Origin of the sequence: Tepidibacillus fermentans, assembly GCF_004342885.1 — a bacterium.
In the GTDB taxonomy this organism is placed as follows: Bacteria; Bacillota; Bacilli; order Tepidibacillales; family Tepidibacillaceae; genus Tepidibacillus; species Tepidibacillus fermentans.
Genome location: NZ_SMAB01000018.1, coordinates 13,848 through 37,565, shown reverse-complemented (window position 1 = coordinate 37,565; position 23,718 = coordinate 13,848). Strand labels below are relative to the sequence as shown.

Sequence of the window (23,718 nt, the reverse complement as noted above, 5' to 3'; positions counted from 1 at the left end):
TTTGATCGTTGTGGAGGGTAATCGATGTCCAATTTATATGGAGTTATTCTGGCCGCTGGACAAGGGACAAGAATGAAATCCAAGCATAGTAAAGTCATGCACGCGCTTGGAGGAAAACCAATGGTTGGCCATGTCGTTGATGGATTAAAAGAAACGGGTGTCAATCAAATCATATTGGTAGTTGGTCATCAAGCAGAAGAAGTGAAGGAATATCTTGGAGATCAAGTGGAATATGTAATGCAAGAGAAACAAAAAGGAACGGCTCATGCGGTATTACAAGCAAGTTCAATATTGGCAAATAAACAAGGAACAACGCTCATTGTAATGGGTGATTCTCCCTTGATCACTTCAGAAACACTTCGTACAATCATTGCAGAACATCAAGCAAAAAATACAGCAGCAACAATACTAACGACGAAATTAGAAAATCCAACAGGTTATGGACGCATTATTCGTGATGAAAGCGGAAATGTCGTGCGAATAGTTGAGGAAAAAGATGCTACATCTGATGAGAAAATCATCTCAGAAGTGAATACGGGTACATACTGTTTTGATAACGAAAAACTTTTTTCGGCTTTAATGAAAGTGAAAAATGATAACGTCCAAGGAGAGTATTATCTTACAGATGTCATCGAAATTCTGAGGTCAGAAGGGGAAACGATTGGTGCTTACCAAACTCTTGATGCTAATGAAACAATTGGTATCAATGATCGGATGGCCCTTGCGAAGGCAGAAGAGATTCTACGAACACGGCTTATTGAACAGCATATGAAAAATGGGGTGACGATCATCGATCCGAAACAAACCTATATTGAAAAAGGAGTTGTAATCGGCAGCGATACGATCATCTATCCAAACACTTATCTACGAGGAAATACGATGATTGGTCAAGATTGTGTCATCGGACCAAATGTAGAATTAACCGACACCAATGTGGCTGATGAAGTAAAGATTACGAATTCTGTGGTTTATTCTGCAGAAATTGCGAATAGGGCTCTAATCGGTCCATATGCTTATATTCGACCTGGAACTGAAATAGGCGACTCTGTAAAAGTAGGCGACTTTGTTGAGATTAAGAACTCAAAAATTGGTCAAGGAACAAAGGTACCACATTTAAGTTACATTGGTGATACAACCTTAGGAGAAAATGTTAATATTGGAGCAGGTACCATAACGGTTAATTATGATGGTTATCGAAAACATCGAACAGAAATTGGTGATCGTTCATTTATTGGTTGTAATACGAATCTCGTAGCACCTGTTAAGGTGGGTAATGATGTTTATGTGGCAGCTGGTTCAACGATTACCGATAATATACCTGACTTCACATTAGCCATTGCTCGTGAAAGACAAGTCAATAAAGAAGGGTATGTTAAAAAAATAAGAGAAAGAAATAATTTTAAGGATAAATAATGGAGGATGCGATTAATGCCAAAATATCAAGATAAAACATTAAAAGTATTCACAGGTAATGCCAATCCTTCTTTAGCTTTGGAGATTGTCAATCATATTGGGATCCCTATGGGAGATGCTGAATTCCTTCGCTTTAGCGATGGAGAGATTCGGGTTAAGCTAAATGAAAGTGTTCGCGGAGCTGATGTATTTGTCATTCAGCCAACTTCTGCACCAGTAAATGAAAATCTCATGGAAATTTTAATTATGGTGGACGCCTTAAAAAGAGCATCTGCCAAAAGTATCAATGTTGTGATCCCTTACTATGGCTATGCTAGACAAGATCGTAAGGCTAGAGCAAGAGATCCAATTACTGCCAAATTGGTCGCGAATCTAATAGAAGTGGCTGGAGCACATCGAATGATATCCATGGATTTGCATGCGACACAAATACAAGGATTCTTTGATATTCCTGTTGATCATCTATTAGGTGTTCCGATTCTTGCCGACTATTTTCTGAAGAAGAATTTAAAAGATGTTGTCGTCGTTTCTCCAGATCATGGTGGAGTAGTAAGAGCGAGAAAATTAGCAGAACGACTTGAAGCTCCGATCGCAATCATCGATAAGCGTCGTCCTGATGCAAATGTCGTAGAGGTAATGAATATTGTTGGTAATGTTGAAGGAAAAGTCGCGATTCTGATTGATGACATTATTGATACGGCTGGAACGATTACACTTGCGGCGAATGCATTAAAAGAAGCTGGGGCAAAGGAAGTATATGCAGCATGTACACACCCCGTATTGTCAGGTCCAGCGATTGAGCGAATTCAAAATTCCCAAATTAAAGAACTGGTTGTAACAAATACCATTCAACTAGGAGAAGAGAAAAAAATTGATAAAATGAAGATCCTATCTGTCGCACCATTAATTGGTGAGGCGATTATTCGCATTCATGAAGAATTATCTGTAAGCAAATTATTTGATTAAAAAGGTTTACTTCCCCTCTATTTAGGAAATCATAAGATTAAAGGTATTGATTTTTGGAGGGGAAAATGATGGAACAAGGTAGTTTTACAGTTGAACTTAGAACGAAAGGAACTGACTCTGTCTTACATCATTTAAGAGATGAAGGGTTTATTCCTGGCATTTTGTATGGCGGTCAACAAGAAAATCAATCGATCCAAATTGACCAAAAAACGTTTTTAAGACAAATGAAAGAGCATGGGAAAAGTGGGATCTTTTCAATTACGTTGGATAAAGAGACAATACCCGTAAAAATTAACGAGATCCAACGAAATCCCGTTGATCGAAACGTGATTCATATTGATTTACAACGAGTGGATATGGATCGTCCTGTTGAGATGTTGGTACCGATTCATTTCTTTGGTCATTCAATTGGTGAAAGAAATGGAGGGGTCATTCAGCAACAGATTAGGGAAATAGAGATCCGAGCTTTGCCTTCTTCTATACCTGAATATATACAGGTGAATATTACCGATTTAGATATTGGTGATTCTTTATTGGTTAAGGATCTAGTGCTTTCAGATGGGATTGAAGTCCTTCATGATCGAGATTCTGTAATTTTAAAAGTTTTACCACCGGTAATGGATCAAGAGGCGCATCTAGAAGAGTCGAAATCGGAACCAGAAGTTGTAAATGCTAGAGATAGTCATGGAATTGATGCAGCCAAATAAGCAAAGAACGTAGCATTTTTCGCTACGTTTTTTTGTTTGACTTATAAGATTTGGGAGCAAATACGGAGTGCGTTGGAATATACAAAGCTTTTGTGGCTTGTATGTTCTAACGCTGATCCTAACCTTATGGCTTTTCATGAATAAACGGTAAGTGGGAAAGCTCGCTCGCTGAAGCACCCATAGGCACAGTCACGCTATTGCAACTAAAGTTGCAAGTCGTGCTATGTCGCAGCTTATAGAATCATACAAGCCTATTTTTAATATTATAATCACTTTATTGCGATCTTTGAATGTGTTAGACTGTGGGTATATTTATTTCTTAATTTGGGAGTTGTGAAAAATGAAATTGATCGTAGGGTTAGGAAACCCTGGGGAAAAATACGAAAATACCAAGCATAATATTGGCTTTCTTACCATAGATCAAATCTATATGGATTTGAAAAACGAGACTTATTTTTCTTCAAAATCAAAATTTAACGCTTTTATTCTTGAGGGGAAGATCCATAACGAAAAGGTACTCTTAGTAAAACCCCTTACCTATATGAACTTATCAGGTGAAGCCGTTGAACCCCTCTTAAACTGGTATCACTTGTCAGTTGACGATTTGCTTATTGTTTATGATGATTTGGATCTACCTCTTGGTAAGATCCGACTTCGTGAAAAAGGAAGTTCGGGTGGCCATAATGGGATCAAATCCATCATCGAACATTTGAATACAGATCAATTTAAGAGGATGAAAATTGGCATTGGCCGTCCAAAAGATAATAATATCGTTGACTATGTTTTGAGCCCATTTCGAACAGAAGAGTTCGCGATGATCAAGGAAAGTTTACACTTAGCCAGTCAAGCGATTCAAGAATGGATCACAGGCAGAGAATTTCGCAAGGTGATGAGTCAATATAACTAATTTGATACGAAAAGGTATGGATCATCCATTTAGCTGGAAATAATAAAGATAAAGTCATGATTTCCAAATGGAGGCCATATAGTATGATAAAGTATGTTTGTAAACATTGTGGACATCATCTTGGGTTGATTGACCAAGCTGTTGTAGATGAAGCGCGACTAGGTTTTGATTCCTTGACCATAGAAGAGCGTGAGAGTATAATTTCCTATGAATCGAATGGAGATATCGTTGCAAATGTCGTTTGTGAATATTGTCAAGAAGCACTGGAACAAAATCCAGAACTTATCTTACTTTCGAATCTACTACAATAAGGAAATCAATCAATCTCAGGCCTTGGTTGCAAAGCTAAGGCTTATTTTTGCTGTTTAATGGTAGATTTGATAGACAGAAAATACTAGGGAAAGGAGGATATTATGGATATTCTCTTACAAAGATTCGCTTCTAGTAATGAATTTCAATCGATCATAACAGGACTTCAATCGGGTTTAAAAGAACAATTGGTTACAGGATTAAGCGGTTCTGCGAAACAATTGATGATTGCGAGTTTGTATACAGAAGAAAAACGTCAGATTGTTGTTGTAACACATAATCTATTACAAGCGCAAAAAGTTTATGATGATTTAACAGAAATGATCGATTCTAATCAATTGTTCCTATATCCTGCCAATGAATTGACGATTACGGATATTGAAGCACAAAGCCCTGAGACTCTAGGGCAACGGATTCATGTCTTACAACATTTCGCAAATCGTGATCAAGGGATCTATATTATTCCCTATATAGGTTTAAGTAAATTTTTGCCCCCAAAAGAACACTTCCTTAATGCAGTGATTTCTTTAAAGGTTGGTCAGGAGATCGATTTCGATCAATTTCTGCAAAAAATGATTTTCCTTGGATATGAACGGTCTGATCGAGTAGAGAAAAAAGGAGAATTTAGTGTACGAGGGGGTATTATTGATATCTTTCCTTTGGCCATGGATAACCCTATCCGAATTGAATTATTTGATATTGAGATCGATTCAATCCGGATTTTTGATGCTGGTTCTCAACGCTCAATCGAAAACGTAGAGAGCATAGACATTCCTCCTGCTAGAGAATGGGTTGCCACGAAAGAAGAATTCCTAGCGACAGCATTAAAAGTAGAACAGGCTCTAAAAGAGCATTTGCCGAAGGTTAAAGATTCGTTTATTCAAGATAAACTACTAGCTAATATCAATTGGGAAATCGAACAATTAAAAGAGGGATATTATTTTAGTGGTTTATATAAATATGTATCAACTTTGTATAAAAAAGGTTATACATTACTTGATTATATTGATGAAAATAGCGTCATCATTTTTGAAGAAGTAAGCCGTATCATTGAAACCGTGAGACAAGTGGAAAAAGAAATCCATGACTGGCAATTAACATTATTAAATCAAGGGGAATCATTACCGTCCTTACAGATTTACCAACCCTTTACTGATATTATGAACCATGTACGTCAACCCAGATTATATTTATCTTTGTTTTTGCGACAGGTTCCTCATGTCAGTCCCCAAAATATCGTGAATTTTGTAACCCGTAATATGCAAAATTTTCATGGCCAAATGCATGTGCTTAAGTCAGAGATGGAACGCTGGAGAAAAACAGCAACGAGCGTTGTTTTTCTTGCAGCTGATTTAGAAAGGGCAAAACGTCTAGAACGAGTTCTTTATGATTATGGAATCGAAGTAGATCTTGTTTCTAACAAAATTAATCAACTTACGACACGGCCAATCATTCTCGAAGGGAATCTCCAATCAGGGTTTGAAATGAGTAGTATTCATTTGGCCTTAATTACAGAAGGGGAAGTTTTTTCGCAAAAACAACGAAAAGCTAAAAAAGTAAACCAACAGCAACAGACCAATGTAGAAAGGATTAAAAGTTATACTGATCTTAAGGCTGGCGATTACGTCGTTCATGTGAACCACGGGATTGGTAAGTATGTTGGTATTGAAACACTAGAGATTAATGGAATTCATAAAGATTATCTTCATATTAAATATGCAGGTAATGATAAATTATATGTTCCAATCGACCAGATCGATTTGGTTCAAAAATACGTAGGGGGCGAAGAGCGAGAACCGAAAGTTTATTCTTTAGGTGGCTCAGAATGGACGAAAGTCAAAAATAAAGTTAAAGCTTCTGTGAAAGACATTGCCCAAGATTTGATCAAATTGTATGCCAAGCGTAAATCTTCAAAAGGATTTCCTTTTCCAAAGGATAATGAATACCAAAAGGAGTTTGAGGCATTATTTCCTTATCAAGAGACTCCCGATCAATTGCGTACGATTGAAGAAGTAAAACGTGATATGGAAAAAGATGAGCCAATGGATCGACTTCTTTGTGGTGACGTAGGATATGGGAAAACAGAGGTGGCTATTCGCGCAGCTTTCAAAGCAGCCATTGCAGGGAAACAAGTTGCCGTTTTAGTACCAACGACGATTTTAGCCCAACAGCATTTTGAAACATTTAAAGAAAGATTCCAAGATTATCCGATTAAGATTGATGTCATCAGTCGTTTTCGATCAAAAAAGGAACAAAATCAAGTCATTAAACAGTTAAAAGATGGAATTGTCGATATCGTTATCGGTACCCATCGCTTGTTATCTAAGGATGTTCAGTTTAAAGATTTAGGTTTATTGATCATTGATGAGGAACAACGCTTTGGCGTGAAACACAAGGAGAAATTAAAAGAGTTAAAAGCAAACGTTGATGTTCTTACCTTAACCGCTACGCCAATTCCAAGAACATTGCATATGTCGATGTTAGGAGTTCGCGATTTGTCAGTGATCGAAACTCCTCCAGAAAATCGCTTTCCTGTGCAAACATATGTGGTAGAATATAGTGGAACTCTGGTAAGGGAGGCGATTGAAAGAGAACTAGCCCGAGGAGGACAAGTATATTTTCTCTATAATCAGGTAAAAAATATTGAGTTGATGGCGGATCAAATCCGAATGCTTGTGCCTGATGCGAAAGTCGCAGTAGCACATGGACAGATGAAAGAAACAGAATTAGAACAGATTATGCTAGAATTTTTGGATGGAGAATATGATGTCCTTGTTAGCACTACGATTATCGAGACTGGCGTTGATATTCCAAATGTGAATACGCTTATTATTTATGATGCTGATAAAATGGGACTTTCTCAACTCTATCAATTACGTGGCAGAGTTGGTCGTTCTAATAGAATTGCCTATGCCTATTTCACCTATCAAAGGGATAAAGTCCTTACTGAGGTAGCTGAGAAACGATTGCAAGCAATTAAAGAATTTACTGAGCTTGGCTCTGGATTTAAGATTGCGATGAGGGACTTAGCGATTCGTGGAGCAGGGAATTTACTAGGTGCTGAACAGCATGGATTTATCGCGTCAGTAGGATTTGACTTATACAGTCAAATGTTAAAAGAGGCAATCGATGAATTAAAAGGTGAGCCAAAAGAAGAAAAAGCCATTGAGCCCCAAATCGATTTGGATGTCGATGCTTATATTCCTTCAGATTATATTCAAGATTCGATGCAAAAAATCGAGATGTACAAAAAATTTGCCATTGTGAAAACACTAGAAGAAGTATTTGATCTTGAAGAAGAATTGGAAGATCGTTTTGGAGATATTCCACAACCGACAAGAAACCTATTAACGATTGCCAGAATTAAGGCTTATGCTTATCAATATCACATAGAGCGTATTACACAAGAAGGGCAAGAAATCCATCTAGAGGTATCTCCTGACCAAAATCAAGTCATTGACGGTTATCGTCTTTATCAAATTGCAAACGATTTTAACCATCGAATCAAACTTTCTTCTGGTCATCATATCGGAATCAAAGTGAGTACCAAAAATCTAACACAAGAGCAGTGGTTAAGTTTAATGGAGAATTTCCTAAAAAGGTATCAAGAGTCTTTAAAGACGGAAGGAGCTTTAGCCCAAAATGAGTAGAAAAATAAAACAAATTACAGTATTCGTTTTTAGTGTCGTGGTCATCTTGACTGCTTTTGGTTGTAATAATAATCAGGACAGTAAGAAAGTAATCGCAGAGTATAAAGGTGGGCAAGTACTTCAGAGTGATTTTGATAAGTATTTAAATGTTCTTCAATTTATTAACCCTCAGGTGGTCAATGAAATCAAAGACCAAAATGTAAAAAAACAGTTATTGCAACAATTCATTGCAGAACGATATCTAGGAACAAAGGAAAAGCTCTCATCCCAAAATGAGCAAGATGTAGACAACATGTTTCAATACCTAAAGGCACAAAAGATGCAAATGGTGGGATCTGAGGAGAATTATCAAAAGGAATTGAAGAATTTAAAGATTACTGAGGATGATATTAAAGAAATTCTAAAACGAGAAATTGGTATACAGCTTTACTTTGAAAAACAAATTACAAAAGACCAATTAAAACAAGCCTTTGAAAAATCGCAACAAGATTTTACGATCGCAACGGTTAGTCATATCTTAATTGGGAATACCAATCGGTCTGATGAAGAAGCGAAAAAAAGAGCGGATGAAGTCTTGACAAAATTAAAGGCCGGTGGCGATTTTGCGAAATTGGCAAAGGAATATTCTGATGATCCAGGAAGCAAAGACAAAGGTGGCACCTATGAAAATGAATCAGTTGCAAAATGGGTTCCAGAATTTAAAGATGCTGTATTAAAACAGCCGATTGGCAAAATTAGCGATAAGCCAGTGAAGACTCAATATGGTTATCATATTATAAAAGTGATCAGTCGAAAAGTTCCTACGTTTGAACAATTAAATAATGATGACCTTTCGATCATAAAACAGCAATTAGTTCAGCAAAAATTTAGTAATTTCATGACGAAGGAATTACCAAATATCATTACAAAAATGAATTTACCAGAAGATAAAAATTCCAAATGATTCTTTCTTGTATAATAATTTGGCAGTGGATGAATACTATGGTCAAGACAAAAGAAAAGTTTAACAACATATAAAACACAAAAAAAAGATACTGGATAATAGTTACTACGAAACCCCCAAATTGGAATTCTTATATACAAGAAAGAGAGGCAGCATAGAATGAAAGCAACAGGAATTGTACGTCGTATCGATGACTTAGGTCGGGTTGTTATTCCCAAGGAAATTCGAAGAACATTACGAATTCGTGAAGGGGACCCATTGGAGATTTTTGTTGATCGTGATGGAGAAGTCATCCTGAAAAAATATTCTCCAATCGGTGAGCTAAGCGACTTTGCTCAGGAATATGCCGACTCACTTTATGAAAACCTAAACGCCATCACACTGATCTCAGATCGTGATACGATTATTGCCGTAGCTGGAACAAGTAAGAAAGAATACATGAACAAGCCTATTGGTCAGGTTATAGAAGAAAGTATGGAGCAAAGAAAGACAATAGTGGATACAAATGGGGGAGAAGTCAGTCTTGTCATGGACAACCCAGAAAGTTTATCCTCTTATGTTGTGGCTCCAATTATTGCAGCTGGTGACCCTATAGGTACTGTGATTCTACTGAGTAAAGAGGATGGCGTCAAAATGGGTAATCTTGAAGTGAAGATGGTTGAGACCGCGTCATCGTTTTTAGCCAAACAAATGGAACAATAAGAAGAAGTGGGAAAAGCAGGCGAATGCCTGCTTTTTTCCATGCAAAACTGAAACGGCTTGTATGTTCTAACGCTGGGACAACGGAGCGCGTTGGTAAATACAAACCTATTTATAATAAGCAAGTTATTCTTGTATAATTGTTCAGTTTGTGTTTTGATTACATACTGAGGGGAGAAAATATGAAGGAAGAAAAGCATAAACAAACATTTGTAGAAGGAATCGCAATCTTAGGAATTACTGGTTTTCTGTCCAAACTACTAGGTGCGATTTATCGAATACCTTTTCAAAACATTGCAGGTGATCTAGGGCTTGCTGTTTACAATAAGGTTTATCCGTTATATAGTATGGTTTTAATTTTGGCAACAGCAGGATTCCCTGTTGCGATTTCCAAAATTGTTGCTGAACATCTAGCACAACAGAATCACTCTGGAGCAAGGCAAGTTCTCAAAGTATCGATCTATTTACTTTCCTTTTCAGGTTTATTCGTCTTTCTTTTTCTTTTTTTTGGTTCCCATACGATTGCAAAACTAATGGGTAATCCAGAGCTCGACTTAGCGATAAAAAGTGTCTCTTTTGCGCTCTTGATCGTACCAATTATGGCAGCAATTCGCGGCTATTTTCAAGGGCATCAAAATATGGTACCAACTGCTTATTCGCAAATGATCGAGCAACTGGTACGTGTGATTACCATTTTAGTTTTAGCTTATTTGTTCATGAACAACCCTCAATATGGAGTATATTATGCTGGTGCAGGTGCTACTTTTGGAGCTTTTACAGGTGCAGTTGCTGGCTTCATCGTTTTAAACATATATTGGAGAAAGATGAATCAACAAAATAATATGAATCAAATGGAATTTAATTTAGAAGACTGGGAATCGGTTTGGCAGATTGTAAGAAAAATTCTTTATTATTCCCTACCCGTAGCAATCGGTTCGCTCATTTATCCTCTATTTGGTATTGTTGATTCCTTTACAATTTCTAATCTTTTGCAATTGATGGGTTTATCGCTGAAAAAGGCAGAAAATTTATTTGGAGTTTATACAAGGGCTCAACCTTTAATCCAATTTGCTACCTTTTTTGCTCCCTCATTCAGTCTAGCATTAGTTCCTGCAATCTCTGAATCAATCGTTAGAAATCACCATAAGAATGTATCTGAATATATTGGAACAGCTATTCGTTTTACCATATTAATTGGTTTACCGGCTTCGGTTGGTTTGGCAACATTAGCCCAGCCAATCAATATTTTCTTTTATAAAGATGATGCAGGGTCATTATCCTTAGCGATATTAGCGTTTACTGTTATGTTTTCTGCATTAGCCATTATCTCTACTGGGATATTAAATGGATTGGGGAGGGTTTTTCTACCTGCTAAGTATCTTTTAATCGCCGTTTTGGTAAAACTGGTCTTAAACACAGCTCTTATTCCTATTTTTGGAATTCACGGAGCTGCCTTCTCTACTGTTTTTGCTTATGCTTTCGCTGCATTACTTAATTTACTGGCGATTCGTAATGATTATGATCATGGAATCTATCTTCAATTTTTATTGAAAATAATCATTTCTGTCTTCATTATGGCGATCTTTGTTTTCTTTACAAGATGGAGTGTGATCGCTTTATTAGGGAATTATCTCAATTCTTTAAGAATAATAATGGCCGTTGTTACTTTTATTTCCATCCTTTTCGGGATCATCAGTTATTTCTTTGGTTTATTATTCACTGGGGCGATCACGAAAAGCGAATTATACTATTTACCGAAATATGGACCAAAAATCGTATATATCATAGAAAAACTTCATTTATTAAAATTTTTAAAGGATTGAAGGGAAAACGATGAAAGCAAAAATTACAATTGTTGGCTTGGGTGCTGGTAACGAAGATCAATTATCTTTAGGGATTTACAAGAAATTGAAGAATAGTAAGCATATTTATTTGCGAACAAAGGTCCATCCCGTTGTTTCCTTTTTGGATGAGGAAGGAATCCAGTATCAAACCTTTGACGAGTTGTACGATCAGCATTCAGAATATGATCATGTTTATCAAGAGATTGCCAGAATCTTGCTAGGGGAGGCGAAAAAAGGGAATGACTTGATTTACGGTGTTCCTGGTCACCCCATGGTAGCAGAAAAAAGTGTTCAATATTTACTGGAGCAACACGACAGCAATATCGAGATTGAACTACTTGGAGGAGAGAGTTTTCTCGATGCTGTATTTAGCTCCTTAAAAATTGATCCAATTGAGGGATTTCTGTTTCTTAACGGAGAAACACTGAAACGGGACGATATCCAACCTTCAAAACATATGATTATCGGTCAAGTTTATGACCAATGGATTGCTTCTGATGTAAAATTAACTTTGATGGAAATTTATCCTGATGATTGGCCAGTCATCATTGCTTCAAATTTGGGAATGAAGGGAAAAGAACGATTGAAGGAAGTTCCTCTTTATGAATTAGACCGTAATCCGAATGAGTTCCATCATTTAAGCTCGATCTTTATAAGGAAAACAGATTCTCCAGATGTTCATCATTCCCAATTTTCAAAACTTGTGGAGATTATTAATCAGTTAAGAATGCCAAACGGCTGTCCTTGGGATCGAGCTCAGACTCATCAATCGATACGTAAGAATTTGCTTGAGGAAACTTATGAACTTCTTGAAACCATTGACCAATTAGACATCGAACATATGCAAGAAGAATTAGGGGATGTACTATTACAAGTGATGCTTCACTCACAAATGGCTTCAGAAGAAGGATATTTTCATATCTATGATGTGATTAAGCAATTAAATGATAAACTGGTACGTAGACATCCACATGTCTTTGGCAACGAAAATGCGGAAAGGGCAGAAGAAGCTCTTGTTCATTGGGAAAAAATGAAGGAAAAAGAACGGGAGGAAAAAGGGATTGAAAAGATTCGATCGGTACTAGATGGGATTCCAAAAGATCTTCCCGAGATTTTGAAAGCATATAAATTACAAAGTAAGGCGGCTAAAGTAGGATTTGATTGGTCAGATATTCGTGATGTATACCAAAAGATTGATGAGGAAATTGAGGAAATTAGACACGCCGATCAAGCTGATCTTCAGGCCGAAGTGGGTGATCTTTTGTTTGCTGTAATTAATCTTTCTCGTTTTCTAAAAGTAGATCCTGAAGCAGCCCTTGCGATGACCAATCGGAAATTTATCAAACGGTTTCAATATATCGAGAAACAATTAAAGGAAAAACAGATGGATATTTATGAGGCTTCATTAGATGTAATGGACCAGCTATGGAATGAAGCGAAAACGTTGGGGAAAGGGGATTAATTTGATGCGTTTAGACAAATTTTTGAAAGTATCCCGATTGATTAAACGAAGAACACTGGCAAAAGAAGTAAGCGACCAAGGAAGAATTCAAATAAACGGAAACGTAGCGAAAGCGAGTTCCAATGTAAAAGAAGGTGACCTCATTCGTATACAATTTGGACAGAAAATCATGATAGTGAAAGTAAAGCAATTATTAGAGAGTAGCAAAAAAGAAAATGCAGTTGAAATGTATGAGATCATTAGCGAAGAAAGAATACCAGAATCTTTTTAATAATAAAAATGGTCCTTTATTTTCACATTCTAATTTTGTGTTCTAAAAAAAAAAGCCAAGCCATATGATGTACCAAAAGGGGGTATTCATATGGACGATCGAACACGGAAAGACCGTAGCCACCAAATCATCATTATGAACCGAGAGAATTTTCAAGTTACCGGTGTTATTGATGTTGAAAGTTTTGATAGTGAAGAGTTTTTGTTAAACACAGAATACGGCTATCTCCATATTCATGGGCAAAATCTACACATCAAAAGTTTGGATTTAGAACAGGGAAGAGTAACCATTGAAGGGTTAATTGATGATATGGGGTATTTAAACGAAGGATATGGTCAGGAGAAAGCTAAAGGATTCTTTGGCAAGTTGTTTAAGTGACATTATATCAGCAGTTCCAAACGATTCTATTTATGTTCGTGAGTGGCTTCCTTATTGGTTTTTTCTTTGATGGATATCGGGTCTTAAAAGGAAAGATGAAGCTGCCTTCTTTGCTTGTATTTCTCATTGATCTATTTTTCGGTATATTTTCTGCTTTATTGATTTTTGCTCTTTTATTATGGATTAACCATGGACAACTTCGATTTACGATTATATTTGCCTTTTTGTTCAGCTTGTGGATTTATTACCGAACAACCAGTCAGGAAATGATTCGGTTCTGGCTGATCATCTATTCATTCATCTATTCTCTTTGGAAACTGATCGCAAAAATCACCCATTTAATCATAATTAAACCTATTATTTTTCTTTATAAGTCGATTTTGGTTCTTGGAAGTTTTATTATCTCTAGTCTATATGGTATTTATCGCTTCTTTAAAAAATCTTTAACACCTCCCGCAGCCAAATTATATCAAACAACAAAAAAACAGGGCCGAAAAATAAAGACAAATATCAAGAAAAAAGCAGGATTTCGTTCCTTATTGAAGAAGTTATTTAGATGGAAAAAGTCATAAACATCGACGATGGGGAGTGATGGTTGTGGCCAAAACCAACCAAGGAACGAAAAACTCTAAAAAACGTCTTCAATGGGTATTATTCATCCTATTTTTATTTTTGGTTTGGGCAGGATATACAGGATATAATCAATGGACGGTTATTCAACAAAAAAAGGATAAGATCGAAAAATTAAAGGTACAAGAACAAAATGTACAGAAAGAGAAGCAAGAATTAGAAAAACAGATCTTGTTATTACAAAAAGATGATTATATTGCTGAAATTGCTAGGAAATATTATTTTTTATCAAAACCGGGTGAGTTCATTTTTATTTCTCCACAATAATAATGGGTAAGCGTCTTATTGACATTATTTTAATCTCTTCGGTATAATCCAATTAGTTAATTTTTTTATAATCTTAAGGAGGATTTTGTAGTTCATGTCAATTGAAATCGGCAGCAAATTAGAAGGAAAAGTCACTGGTATTACCCATTTCGGAGCATTTGTGGAGCTGCCAAGTGGTGAAACTGGTCTCGTTCACATTTCAGAAATTGCTGATAGTTATGTAAAGGATGTTAATGAATTTTTAAAAGTGAATGATATTATCACTGTGAAAGTTATTAACGTTGAAAAAGATGGAAAGATTGGTCTTTCGATGAAGAAGGCTCAAGAAAAACCAGTTAGCCAAACAACCGTAGTAAAGGAAAAACAAACAAAAACAGCTCGTTCTCAAGCTCGTAGGCATTCAAATGAAAGTTTCGATGAGAAATTATCTAAATTTCTGAAAGATAGTGAAGAGCGTCTCTCGAATTTAAGGAAGAACACAGATTCAAAAAGAGGTGGTCGTGGAGCCCGCAGGGGTTAAGATCGATCACATCATAATATAAATATATTTAAGGATTTAATTCAGAAGAATGTTTTGTGTGCTTTTTTATGATATGGTGAAAAGGGAAACTTATGGGAAATGCTCCTCACAAGGTTCCCTTTTTTCAAAAAAAAATTATAAAATATGTTGACAATGAATAGAAAATCGTTATATAATAAATTTTGTCTGACGCGGGGTGGAGCAGTTGGTAGCTCGTCGGGCTCATAACCCGAAGGTCGCAGGTTCAAGTCCTGCCCCCGCAACCAAACAAATTGAAATCCTAATGAAGTATTGTACAAGCTATGTGGCGGCGTAGCTCAGCCGGCTAGAGCGTACGGTTCATACCCGTGAGGTCGGGGGTTCGATTCCCTCCGCCGCTACCATATCTATATGGCCCGTTGGTCAAGTGGTTAAGACACCGCCCTTTCACGGCGGTAACAGGGGTTCGAATCCCCTACGGGTCACCATCCTTGCAATACTTCGATCAAGGGATTCGAAACCAGCTTGTGACAACAAGCGTGGGGACGTCGGAGACACGAAGAGCAAGGAGAAAAGCGACGCAGCGATACGATGTCGTAGTCACGAACGAAGTGAGTGTATCCCCTACGGGTCACCATAACAGAGATTAGAGGCTAGAGATCAGAAGTCAGAGAAAAAAACGACTTCGAAGGAAAACATTCAATCTGACATCCGATTTCTGACATCTGAAAACCGTTTGGACGATTAGCTCAGCTGGGAGAGCACCTGCCTTACAAGCAGGGGGTCGGCGGTTCGATCCCGTCATCGTCCACCATTTTATAATCAATATTTACATAAATATAAACGAGAAACACGTCAAAGAAGACGTGTTTTTTTATTATGGTTTGTATGTTCTATAAGCTGCGACATAGCACGACTTGCAACTTTAGTTGCATAGCGTGACTTGTGCCATATGGGTGCTTTAGCGAGCGAGTTTTACCACTTACCGTTTATTCAAGGAAAGCCGTAAGGTTAGGAGCAGCGTTAGAACATACAAGCCTATTTTTTAGAAAAGTATATTATTTTTTTCTTCTATAGGATATTTCAAAGATAGAATTTAATTGTTTTCTGAAAGTTTTGTCGGAATAAGAAAAGTTTCTCATTAAATCGACAAATTTTATACCAATAATCGTAAAGACTTTTTCCAAATGAAACTCCAATTTTGTCGTACTGAAAGAATTTGTCGGAAAAAACTTATCTTTCACATCCTAATTTTGACAAATTTTATAATTCGATTTGTTTATAATGAATGGCACAAATAAGAGATTTAGGTGGTGTCGTTCATGTTAGAAAAACTTAATGTAAAGAGTGGGTTAGCGTTGCGAACGGAAATAGTTACTTGGTTTATGGATTGGATCTTATCATCATTTCAACAAAAGTTGAATCAATTATTTCATCTTTTGTTTAGAAAATGGGAGATCGGTTATATCATGATGGGTTTTCTATTAGGCCGGGCAATGATTTTAAATGAATTATCCCCATTTGGGATTCCTTTCTTTGCTGTCATGTACCATTTAAAACGAGAAAAACTTCTATTTATTAGTCTTGCGATATTATTGGGTGCTAATTTAGCCGTACATAATCAAGCGGCTTTAATCTTTGCTGGGATGATTATATTCTTTTTTACACAAAAATGGCTTGACACAAAAGGGAAGACGGATCTTTCTTATACGCCATTTCTTACTTTCGTGGCAATATTATTACCGCAAGTACTAGTCCATTTATATGATCATAGCTCCCAGATTTATGACTACTTTTTGGCGGGAATTGAATCTGTACTAGGTTTTGTTTTGACATTGATCTTTGTCCAAGCCATGCCGATCATCATTTATCATCGGGAGCAAGTTTCATTAGAGCAGGAAGAAGTAATCGCCTTAATTATTTTATTAGCTTCTGTGATGACAGGTACACTAGGTTGGCATGTTCAAAACTTTTCGATTGAACATATTGCTTCTAGGTATTTTATTCTCTTATTTGCCCTAGTAGGGGGTGGTTCGATCGGTTCAGCTGTTGGTGTGGTGACGGGTTTAATTTTGAGCTTATCTAACCCGAATGCCATTTACCAGATTAGTTTACTTGCCTTTTCAGGTTTATTAGCAGGGTTATTAAAACACGCCAATAAATTAGGTGTTGCTTTTGGACTTATATTAGGTACTACTATTTTATCCATTTATTTAGGAAACCAGAGTGAAATTTGGATTTCTTTTGGAGAATCGACTGTAGCGATCTTGCTTCTCATTTTTACACCAAAAACGCTCATTAAAAATATTGCTAAATTTATCCCTGGTACCGTTGAATTTCAAAATCATTATCAAGAATATGTTGCAAAAATTCGTAATATCACTTCTAGCAAGATTGAACAATATGCCAAAATGTTTACTCAACTAGCGAATAGTTTTCGAGAAATCTCGGCAAATCCAAAAATTGATGAAACGGAACAATTAGATCATTTTATGAGTCAAGTCGCCTCTAAGCAATGCCAAAATTGTTTTAAGAAGAATAAATGTTGGAATGAAGAATTCTTTAAGACTTATAAAATTATGACAGATGTAATGACCCATATTGAATTAAAGGGTAAATTAGCAAAGAAGGATATTCCCGTCGAATGGGTAAATCATTGTGTCAAATACGATAAAACAACAGCAGAATTAAATCGAATCTATGAAGAATACGGAAATGACCTTTATTGGAAAAACCAATTAGAGGAAAGTAGACAATTGGTTGCATATCAATTATATGGGGTTTCACAAGTGATGAAGGATTTAGCAGAGGAAATTAAAAAGGAGGGAATGGAACTAAGTGTTCAAGAGAAACAAATCTATCAATCTTTGGAGCAGCTAGGGCTATCGATTCGCCATGTCAACATAGTCAATCTGGATGAAGGAAATGTAGAAATGGAGGTGAGTCAACCGAATTGTAATGGTAGGGATGAGTGCGCGAAGGTGATTGCTCCACTGATTTCTGAAGTATTGAATGAAAACATTGTTGTTAGCAATAAAGATTGCCAATTTAGTAGTGATGGAACATGTAGGATGTATTTACGTTCAGCGAAAAACTATGAAGTGGATACAGGATTTGCCGGTGTGGCGAAAGGCGGCTCTTGGTTATCGGGTGATAGTTTTAGTACGATTGAAATTGGGAATGGTAAATTTGCTGTAGCATTAAGTGATGGAATGGGAAATGGTGAACGTGCCCAAACGGAGAGTAAAGCAACATTAGAACTCTTACAACAACTATTACAATCTGGGATCGATGAAACACTAGCGATTAAAACGATTAATTCTGTGTTATTATTGCGTTCTCAAGAGGAAATTTTCTCTACGGTTGATTTAGCCATTATTGATTTATTCAATGGATATACCAAATTCTTAAAAGTTGGATCTACGCCAAGTTTTATCAAACGTGGTGATGAAGTCATCATGGTATCAGCCAATAACTTACCTGTTGGTATTATGGAAGATATTGATATTGATAGTGTTGGACAAGATTTAAAGCCAGGAGATCTCTTGATCATGATGACGGATGGTATTTATGATTCGGCAAATCATGCTGTAAATAAGGAATTATGGATGAAACGAATGATTCAGGAAATCGAGACGGATGTCCCGCAAGAATTTGCTGACCTGCTAATAGAAAAAGTCATCCGATCTTTACAAGGAGGCATTGTTGATGATATGACTGTTGTTGTATCAAAAATTGATACGTACAAACCGGAGTGGGCGACAATTAAGATTCCTGGAATAAAACGAATTGAACGAGAAAAAATGATTCAATAGAAAAAAGTATATCTTTCCCTCCATCTGGAAATGAATGTAATAAAACGATTGGGGGGAAAGGAAAAGAATGAGAAAGCAGCTTACTTTTCAACAAATTATTTTAATTACGGATGGGTATTCGAATTCGGGAATATCACCTATTGAAGCAGCAAAAATTGCTTATAAAGATGGGGTCATTATTCATGTCATTGGAATCACGGATGATCAAAAAACGGGGGTTCAAGGGATAACAGAAATTGAAGCAATAGCAAAAGCAGGCGGTGGTTATAGCCAAATTGTTCAAGTCGAACAAGTCGCAAAGACGATAGAGCTTTTTACGAAAAAAACGATGAATTATACGATACAACAAGTGATCAATCAGCAATTGATGCAAATTCTCCAGCACCGCTCTTATGATTCCCTTCCCCCAAATGAACGGATAGAGGTTGGGAAAATCATCGATCAGCTCTCCGAATATAGTCATTTAAAAATTTTACTATTAGTCGATCGTAGCGCAAGCATGTCAAGAAAAATGGAAAAATTAAAAGAAGCCATTTATGATTTTCAGTTAAGCATCCATTCAAGAGCAGGCGATAGTCAAATTGCCATCGCCTTTTTCCCTGGAATCGAAAATATCGTTGATATTGTCTTACCTTGGACAACGGAGATTTCAAAAATAAACCCGATTATTTCTAAGCTCATTCCTAATGGAAATACGCCAACAGGTCCAGCCTTATTAACGAGTTTAGAATATATGCTCCCATTTATGAAAAATATTGATCAAAGACAAAGAGGAGTATTAGATGAATTTATTATCTAAACGAGATAAATCTAACGATTTTAAAGCTGGATCACTCATTAAGGGGAAATGGAACGGAAAGCAATATCGGGTAATTAGCCTCCTTGGTTTAGGGGAAAATGGTCAAGTATATTTAGTTGAGTCACAAGGTAGACAATATGCTATGAAAATAGTTTTGGACACGGTTACCTTTAGTTATGAGATTCAAATGATTCAACGTTTAAATGAAGCCCAAGGACTAAGCCTTGGGTTTTCCTTATTTGATATCGATGATTATGAAAACCAAGAAGCTGAAATTTTCCCTTTTTATGTGATGACCTATAAAAGAGGGTTACCATTGGAACAGTTTCTATATGGGAAAAATGAAGTGGTTTATACCTATACTTTTTATCGTTTGTTAAAAATGTTACAAAAGTTCCATTGTCAACGTTTTGCTTGTGGTGATTTAAAACCAGAACATTTATTAGTAGATCCTTTTAGTGGGGAAATATCTTTTGTCGATTATGGTGGTGTAACTGTATTTTTTGAAGGGATTCGTCAATATACAGAAATCTATGATCGAGGAAGTTGGCGAAAAGGGCATCGATTGGCAGATTCCCATTATGACCTGTTTTCTGCAACCATGATTTTTATCCAATTAGGATTAGGAAAAAATAAATTATTGCAAATTTTTCGTCATTCTCGAAATATAAACGAGGTTTGTGATATAATACCAAAGATTAAAAAGCTAAGACGAGTAATACCTATACTAAAAAAAATTATCGATGGAGAAATAATCACAGTAGAACAAGCCATTCTTCAAGTTGAACCAATGTTACGTCATACTCAGTCATTAGAAGAAAGAAAATGGAAGTGGGTCGAATGGTTATTCTCCTTATCTCTTTTGTTCTTCGCCGTTTCCATTTATTTTCTCCTAGAATTAGGGTAGTTTGGGGGGCGCCGTTTGAAAGAGGATATTTCTAAAGTAATGGAAGTCTGTTTGTTAGCAGGTAAACTGATGTTAGCGAATGGTGGGGAAACATATCGGGTTGAAGACACCATGCTTCGTATTGCTCAATCCTTCCTTGAAGGAGAAGCTTCCAGCTATGTAACGCCTACTGGAATCTTCTTAACTCTTCAAGAAGAAAACCAACAGAAAACAAAGTTTATTCGGATTCATCTACGATCGATTGATTTAAATAAAGTTGTTCTTGTCAATGATATTTCCCGCAAAATTAGTGACGGTCTAATGACGATCGATGAAGCCTATGAAAAGTTACGTGAGATCGAACAATTGAACCCCCTTTATCCGATGTGGTTAAAAACGTTGGCTGCGGCTATATCTAGCGGTTTGTTCGTTTTAATGTTTGGTGGGGATTGGAAAGACTCTTTTCCCGCTATTATTGCGGGAGGTATTGGCTTCATTATTTTTGTACTGCTTCACGATATCGCCAAAGTGAAATTTTTTGCTGAAATCGTAACCGCTTTTCTGATTGGTCTGATCGTTTCCGTTTCAACAAAAATGGGTTTTGGAACCAATTTGGATAAGATCATTATCGGATCGATTATGCCTTTAGTTCCTGGGGTTCTAATCACAAATGCCGTACGCGATTTAATGGCTGGTGATCTTGTTTCTGGACTAGCTAGAGGAGCAGAAGCTCTTTTAACTGCATTAGCAATCGGTACAGGAATAGCAGTTATTCTTGTTTTTTTCCGTTAAAAAAGTCTGAAGGATGATGACGATGTCCTACTATCTTAAATTATTAGCGACCGGTTTTTTTTCAACGATTGCTTTTGGAATCATCTTTAATGTTCCGAAAAAGGCGTTAATTAGTGGTGGAATCATTGGAATGTTTGGTTGGGTGCTATATTCGATATTAAGTGTAAATTATGGATACGATATTATGGCGGCAACTCTGATTTCAACTTTATTCGTTGCAATCATAAGTCAATTGCTTGCAAGGATAAAAAAAATGCCAGTTACTGTATTTAGTATTGCAGGAATCATTCCATTGGTTCCGGGAGGGCCGGCGTACGAAACTATGCGTAACTTTGTGGAGAATGAATACTCAATTGCTATTAAATTGGCTACGAAGACATTACTAATATCTGGAGCGATTGCTTTCGGACTTATTATTTCTGGAGTAATATCACAGACTAAAAAAAGGAATGACCAGATTCATGTTAAACAGAGTCAAAGCGACGATCAAATCTTATAACATGATTTCAGATGATCGCCCAATTATTATCGGTGTATCTGGTGGACCTGACTCGATGGCCTTATTACACATTTTAACAAATTTGGTTTCCAATCCGCTTGTTGTTGCTCATTTAAATCATCAATTTCGGGGGATTGAAGCGAATCTAGATGCTGAGTTTGTTCGAGATCAGTGCAACAAAATGGGAATACCCGCCGTTATTAAAGAATATAATGTGCCTCTTTATATGAAGGAGAAGAAGTTAGGGGCCCAAGAGGCAGCAAGGAAAATTCGTTATCAATTTTATCTTGAAACGGCAAAGGAGTGGAATGCTGGATATCTAGCATTAGGTCATCATGCTAACGACCAAGCAGAGACATTAATGATGAGGTTGATCCGAGGTACTGGTCCACATGGGTTATCAGGTATCCCTTATGTAAGGGAATTCGAAGGATTGTCGATTATTCGCCCGTTGTTAGACATTACAAGAGAGGAGATTGACCAGTATATAAAGGAATGGTCTATCCCTTATCGTGTTGATCAAAGCAACTTCTCAACAAAATATTTTCGTAACGAAATTCGTTTAAACATTATTCCTTATTTACAAAAGTATAATAGAAAACTCATTAACCATTTAAGTCAAATCGCAAAATTGAATCAAGCTGAAGATGATTACATGCAAAAGGTAGCTACTAATGAACTTAACAAAAGTCTGATCGAAAAAGAGAAGGATACCTATATCTTGAATGTATTCTATTTGCAAAACTTAGACATTGCTTTACAAAGGCGGGTAATTCATCTAATATTAAGTTATCTGAATTTAAAAGAAGAATTTACCTTTTCTCACATAGAAAAAATATTATTTTTGATCAGTCAGTCACATCCATCAAAATCGCTTGATTTACCGAATCTTCGGGTTTATCGAGAGTATGACAAAATTATATTGAAAACAATAAAGGAGTTGAAACATACTCCTTATGTATTTGAGATGTCAATACCAGGCGTTTTGGAATTACCTCATATTAAAAAACGAATAAGAGCTTATGTTTCGGAAAAAAGAAACGATCCTAGTGGGGTTTGGGACGTTTTTGATTTCCATCTCATGAAAGAAAAAAAAATAACGGTTCGGAGTAGACGACATGGTGACCGTATGCAAATCAAAGGGATGAATGGAAGTAAAAAGGTAAAAGATATTTTTATTGATCAGAAAATTCCAAAGGAATGGCGAGACAAGCAACCAATTATTGAAGCAGATGGCCAAATTCTTTGGATTCCAGGAATTAAACGGTCAAACCTAAAACGAATCTCGGAAAATACGGAGTCATTTCTTTATATACAGTTGGAAGATCTCTAGCTTGGAATAAGCCAATTTTTGAAACATAAGATTTTATAGGAGGATGTTTATGGAAAATGACATCAAAGAAATACTGATTTCAAAGGAAGAACTGGATCAAAAAATCACTGAATTAGGAGCGATTTTAAGCGAAGAATATAAGGATACAAAACCATTAATGGTATGTGTTCTAAAAGGTGCCATTTTATTTATGTCAGATTTAATTCGTAAGATGAATATTCCACTTGAAGTTGACTTTATGGCTGTTTCTAGCTATGGCGCTTCTACTGAATCCTCTGGAGTCGTTCGTATTCTAAAAGATTTAGATCGTACGGTAGAAGGACGTGACCTCATAATTGTTGAGGATATCATTGATAGTGGACTTACATTAAGTTATTTAGTCGATTTATTAAATAGAAGGAATGTGAAATCAATTAAGATTGTTACTCTATTGGATAAACCCCATCGTCGTAAAGTGGATTTAAAACCGGATTTAAGCGGTTTTGTTATTCCTGACGAATTTGTTGTTGGTTATGGCTTAGATTATGCAGAAGAATACCGGAATCTTCCTTTCATTGGAGTTTTAAAACCAGAAGTGTATCAAAAATAGCCCCTTCTATTTGAGTAATTTTTTTACTATGGTAAAATATAATAAGTGCCCGTGAGAGGA

Annotated in this window: 22 protein-coding genes and 4 tRNA genes; all 26 read left to right on the top strand. The window is 36.4% G+C overall.

Annotation, left to right across the window (positions count from 1 at the left end):
• The first annotated feature begins 24 nt into the window (after positions 1–24).
• The 26 genes from glmU (at position 25) to hpt (ending at position 23,658) form a co-directional block, all read left to right on the top strand.
• On the top strand, positions 25–1,413 hold the full coding sequence (gene glmU, locus EDD72_RS10090) for a bifunctional UDP-N-acetylglucosamine diphosphorylase/glucosamine-1-phosphate N-acetyltransferase GlmU (RefSeq protein WP_132769937.1): 1,389 nt from the start codon (positions 25–27) through the stop codon (positions 1,411–1,413).
• Positions 1,414–1,428: 15 nt separating this feature from the next.
• The gene (locus tag EDD72_RS10085) at positions 1,429–2,379 is read left to right on the top strand and encodes a ribose-phosphate diphosphokinase (RefSeq protein ID WP_132769935.1); all 951 of its coding nucleotides are present in this window, start codon (positions 1,429–1,431) and stop codon (positions 2,377–2,379) included.
• A 68-nt stretch (positions 2,380–2,447) separates the two neighbouring features.
• Positions 2,448–3,086, top strand: a complete 639-nt coding sequence (locus EDD72_RS10080; RefSeq protein WP_165895052.1) for a 50S ribosomal protein L25 — start codon at positions 2,448–2,450, stop codon at positions 3,084–3,086.
• Positions 3,087–3,426: 340 nt separating this feature from the next.
• Positions 3,427–3,993 (top strand): aminoacyl-tRNA hydrolase, encoded by a 567-nt coding sequence (gene pth / locus EDD72_RS10075; protein WP_132769931.1) that lies wholly within the window; start codon positions 3,427–3,429, stop codon positions 3,991–3,993.
• Between the two features lie 83 nt (positions 3,994–4,076).
• Positions 4,077–4,304: an anti-sigma-F factor Fin family protein gene (locus tag EDD72_RS10070; RefSeq protein ID WP_132769929.1), complete on the top strand. Its 228-nt coding sequence runs from the start codon at positions 4,077–4,079 to the stop codon at positions 4,302–4,304.
• 102 nt (positions 4,305–4,406) lie between these two features.
• Complete coding sequence (gene mfd, locus EDD72_RS10065; protein ID WP_132769926.1) at positions 4,407–7,952, top strand: transcription-repair coupling factor; 3,546 nt, start codon at positions 4,407–4,409, stop codon at positions 7,950–7,952.
• Complete coding sequence (locus EDD72_RS10060; RefSeq protein WP_132769924.1) at positions 7,945–8,895, top strand: peptidylprolyl isomerase; 951 nt, start codon at positions 7,945–7,947, stop codon at positions 8,893–8,895. Before mfd ends, EDD72_RS10060 begins: the two co-directional genes overlap by 8 nt.
• A gap of 159 nt (positions 8,896–9,054) precedes the next feature.
• Complete coding sequence (spoVT, locus tag EDD72_RS10055) at positions 9,055–9,597, top strand: stage V sporulation protein T (protein ID WP_132769922.1); 543 nt, start codon at positions 9,055–9,057, stop codon at positions 9,595–9,597.
• Positions 9,598–9,776: 179 nt separating this feature from the next.
• A complete protein-coding gene (locus tag EDD72_RS10050; protein WP_132769920.1) occupies positions 9,777–11,417 on the top strand; it encodes a putative polysaccharide biosynthesis protein in 1,641 nt (546 codons plus the stop codon).
• A 10-nt stretch (positions 11,418–11,427) separates the two neighbouring features.
• A complete protein-coding gene (gene yabN, locus EDD72_RS10045; RefSeq protein ID WP_132769918.1) occupies positions 11,428–12,900 on the top strand; it encodes a bifunctional methyltransferase/pyrophosphohydrolase YabN in 1,473 nt (490 codons plus the stop codon).
• Between the two features lie 4 nt (positions 12,901–12,904).
• A complete protein-coding gene (locus EDD72_RS10040) occupies positions 12,905–13,171 on the top strand; it encodes an RNA-binding S4 domain-containing protein (protein ID WP_132769916.1) in 267 nt (88 codons plus the stop codon).
• 90 nt (positions 13,172–13,261) lie between these two features.
• On the top strand, positions 13,262–13,549 hold the full coding sequence (gene yabP, locus EDD72_RS10035; protein WP_132769914.1) for a sporulation protein YabP: 288 nt from the start codon (positions 13,262–13,264) through the stop codon (positions 13,547–13,549).
• Positions 13,546–14,121, top strand: coding sequence for a spore cortex biosynthesis protein YabQ (gene yabQ, locus EDD72_RS10030; RefSeq protein WP_132769912.1), 576 nt, complete (start codon positions 13,546–13,548; stop codon positions 14,119–14,121). Before yabP ends, yabQ begins: the two co-directional genes overlap by 4 nt.
• A 25-nt stretch (positions 14,122–14,146) precedes the next feature.
• Entirely contained in the window at positions 14,147–14,446 is a 300-nt protein-coding gene (locus tag EDD72_RS10025; protein ID WP_165895051.1) for an FtsB family cell division protein, read from the top strand.
• A gap of 94 nt (positions 14,447–14,540) precedes the next feature.
• Complete coding sequence (locus EDD72_RS10020; protein WP_132769908.1) at positions 14,541–14,966, top strand: S1 domain-containing RNA-binding protein; 426 nt, start codon at positions 14,541–14,543, stop codon at positions 14,964–14,966.
• A gap of 190 nt (positions 14,967–15,156) precedes the next feature.
• Positions 15,157–15,232: transfer RNA gene (locus EDD72_RS10015), tRNA-Met, on the top strand.
• A 40-nt stretch (positions 15,233–15,272) separates the two neighbouring features.
• Positions 15,273–15,349 (top strand) — tRNA-Met (locus tag EDD72_RS10010).
• Between the two features lie 9 nt (positions 15,350–15,358).
• Positions 15,359–15,433 (top strand) — tRNA-Glu (locus tag EDD72_RS10005).
• Between the two features lie 250 nt (positions 15,434–15,683).
• Positions 15,684–15,759, top strand: a tRNA-Val gene (locus EDD72_RS10000).
• A gap of 508 nt (positions 15,760–16,267) precedes the next feature.
• Complete coding sequence (spoIIE, locus tag EDD72_RS09995) at positions 16,268–18,760, top strand: stage II sporulation protein E (protein ID WP_132769906.1); 2,493 nt, start codon at positions 16,268–16,270, stop codon at positions 18,758–18,760.
• Between the two features lie 67 nt (positions 18,761–18,827).
• Entirely contained in the window at positions 18,828–19,559 is a 732-nt protein-coding gene (locus tag EDD72_RS09990) for a VWA domain-containing protein (RefSeq protein ID WP_132769904.1), read from the top strand.
• Positions 19,543–20,466 carry a protein kinase domain-containing protein gene (locus tag EDD72_RS09985; protein WP_132769901.1) on the top strand — a complete coding sequence of 308 codons (924 nt, stop codon included), beginning with the start codon at positions 19,543–19,545 and terminating at the stop codon, positions 20,464–20,466. Before EDD72_RS09990 ends, EDD72_RS09985 begins: the two co-directional genes overlap by 17 nt.
• A gap of 39 nt (positions 20,467–20,505) precedes the next feature.
• Positions 20,506–21,237 (top strand): threonine/serine exporter family protein, encoded by a 732-nt coding sequence (locus EDD72_RS09980; protein WP_207893693.1) that lies wholly within the window; start codon positions 20,506–20,508, stop codon positions 21,235–21,237.
• A 22-nt stretch (positions 21,238–21,259) separates the two neighbouring features.
• Positions 21,260–21,736 (top strand): threonine/serine exporter family protein, encoded by a 477-nt coding sequence (locus EDD72_RS09975; RefSeq protein WP_132769897.1) that lies wholly within the window; start codon positions 21,260–21,262, stop codon positions 21,734–21,736.
• On the top strand, positions 21,699–23,069 hold the full coding sequence (gene tilS / locus EDD72_RS09970) for a tRNA lysidine(34) synthetase TilS (RefSeq protein ID WP_165895050.1): 1,371 nt from the start codon (positions 21,699–21,701) through the stop codon (positions 23,067–23,069). The genes EDD72_RS09975 and tilS overlap by 38 nt, the downstream gene beginning before the upstream one ends.
• Before the next feature lie 49 nt (positions 23,070–23,118).
• Positions 23,119–23,658: a hypoxanthine phosphoribosyltransferase gene (gene hpt, locus EDD72_RS09965; protein ID WP_132769893.1), complete on the top strand. Its 540-nt coding sequence runs from the start codon at positions 23,119–23,121 to the stop codon at positions 23,656–23,658.
• Positions 23,659–23,718 lie beyond the last annotated feature (60 nt).

Excerpts from the sequence above, each read along its gene's own strand:
- EDD72_RS10060 (WP_132769924.1), top strand. The coding sequence starts at position 7,945 with ATGAGTAGAAAAATAAAACAAATTACAGTATTCGTTTTTAGTGTCGTG.
- EDD72_RS09990 (WP_132769904.1), top strand. The coding sequence starts at position 18,828 with ATGAGAAAGCAGCTTACTTTTCAACAAATTATTTTAATTACGGATGGG.
- EDD72_RS10040 (WP_132769916.1), top strand. The coding sequence starts at position 12,905 with ATGCGTTTAGACAAATTTTTGAAAGTATCCCGATTGATTAAACGAAGA.
- mfd (WP_132769926.1), top strand. The coding sequence starts at position 4,407 with ATGGATATTCTCTTACAAAGATTCGCTTCTAGTAATGAATTTCAATCG.
- yabN (WP_132769918.1), top strand. The coding sequence starts at position 11,428 with ATGAAAGCAAAAATTACAATTGTTGGCTTGGGTGCTGGTAACGAAGAT.
- glmU (WP_132769937.1), top strand. The coding sequence starts at position 25 with ATGTCCAATTTATATGGAGTTATTCTGGCCGCTGGACAAGGGACAAGA.
- tilS (WP_165895050.1), top strand. The coding sequence starts at position 21,699 with ATGTTAAACAGAGTCAAAGCGACGATCAAATCTTATAACATGATTTCA.
- spoVT (WP_132769922.1), top strand. The coding sequence starts at position 9,055 with ATGAAAGCAACAGGAATTGTACGTCGTATCGATGACTTAGGTCGGGTT.
- EDD72_RS10020 (WP_132769908.1), top strand. The coding sequence starts at position 14,541 with ATGTCAATTGAAATCGGCAGCAAATTAGAAGGAAAAGTCACTGGTATT.
- EDD72_RS09980 (WP_207893693.1), top strand. The coding sequence starts at position 20,506 with ATGGAAGTCTGTTTGTTAGCAGGTAAACTGATGTTAGCGAATGGTGGG.
- EDD72_RS09975 (WP_132769897.1), top strand. The coding sequence starts at position 21,260 with ATGTCCTACTATCTTAAATTATTAGCGACCGGTTTTTTTTCAACGATT.
- EDD72_RS10050 (WP_132769920.1), top strand. The coding sequence starts at position 9,777 with ATGAAGGAAGAAAAGCATAAACAAACATTTGTAGAAGGAATCGCAATC.
- EDD72_RS10080 (WP_165895052.1), top strand. The coding sequence starts at position 2,448 with ATGGAACAAGGTAGTTTTACAGTTGAACTTAGAACGAAAGGAACTGAC.
- pth (WP_132769931.1), top strand. The coding sequence starts at position 3,427 with ATGAAATTGATCGTAGGGTTAGGAAACCCTGGGGAAAAATACGAAAAT.
- EDD72_RS10085 (WP_132769935.1), top strand. The coding sequence starts at position 1,429 with ATGCCAAAATATCAAGATAAAACATTAAAAGTATTCACAGGTAATGCC.
- EDD72_RS09985 (WP_132769901.1), top strand. The coding sequence starts at position 19,543 with ATGAATTTATTATCTAAACGAGATAAATCTAACGATTTTAAAGCTGGA.
- EDD72_RS10070 (WP_132769929.1), top strand. The coding sequence starts at position 4,077 with ATGATAAAGTATGTTTGTAAACATTGTGGACATCATCTTGGGTTGATT.
- yabP (WP_132769914.1), top strand. The coding sequence starts at position 13,262 with ATGGACGATCGAACACGGAAAGACCGTAGCCACCAAATCATCATTATG.
- hpt (WP_132769893.1), top strand. The coding sequence starts at position 23,119 with ATGGAAAATGACATCAAAGAAATACTGATTTCAAAGGAAGAACTGGAT.
- spoIIE (WP_132769906.1), top strand. The coding sequence starts at position 16,268 with ATGTTAGAAAAACTTAATGTAAAGAGTGGGTTAGCGTTGCGAACGGAA.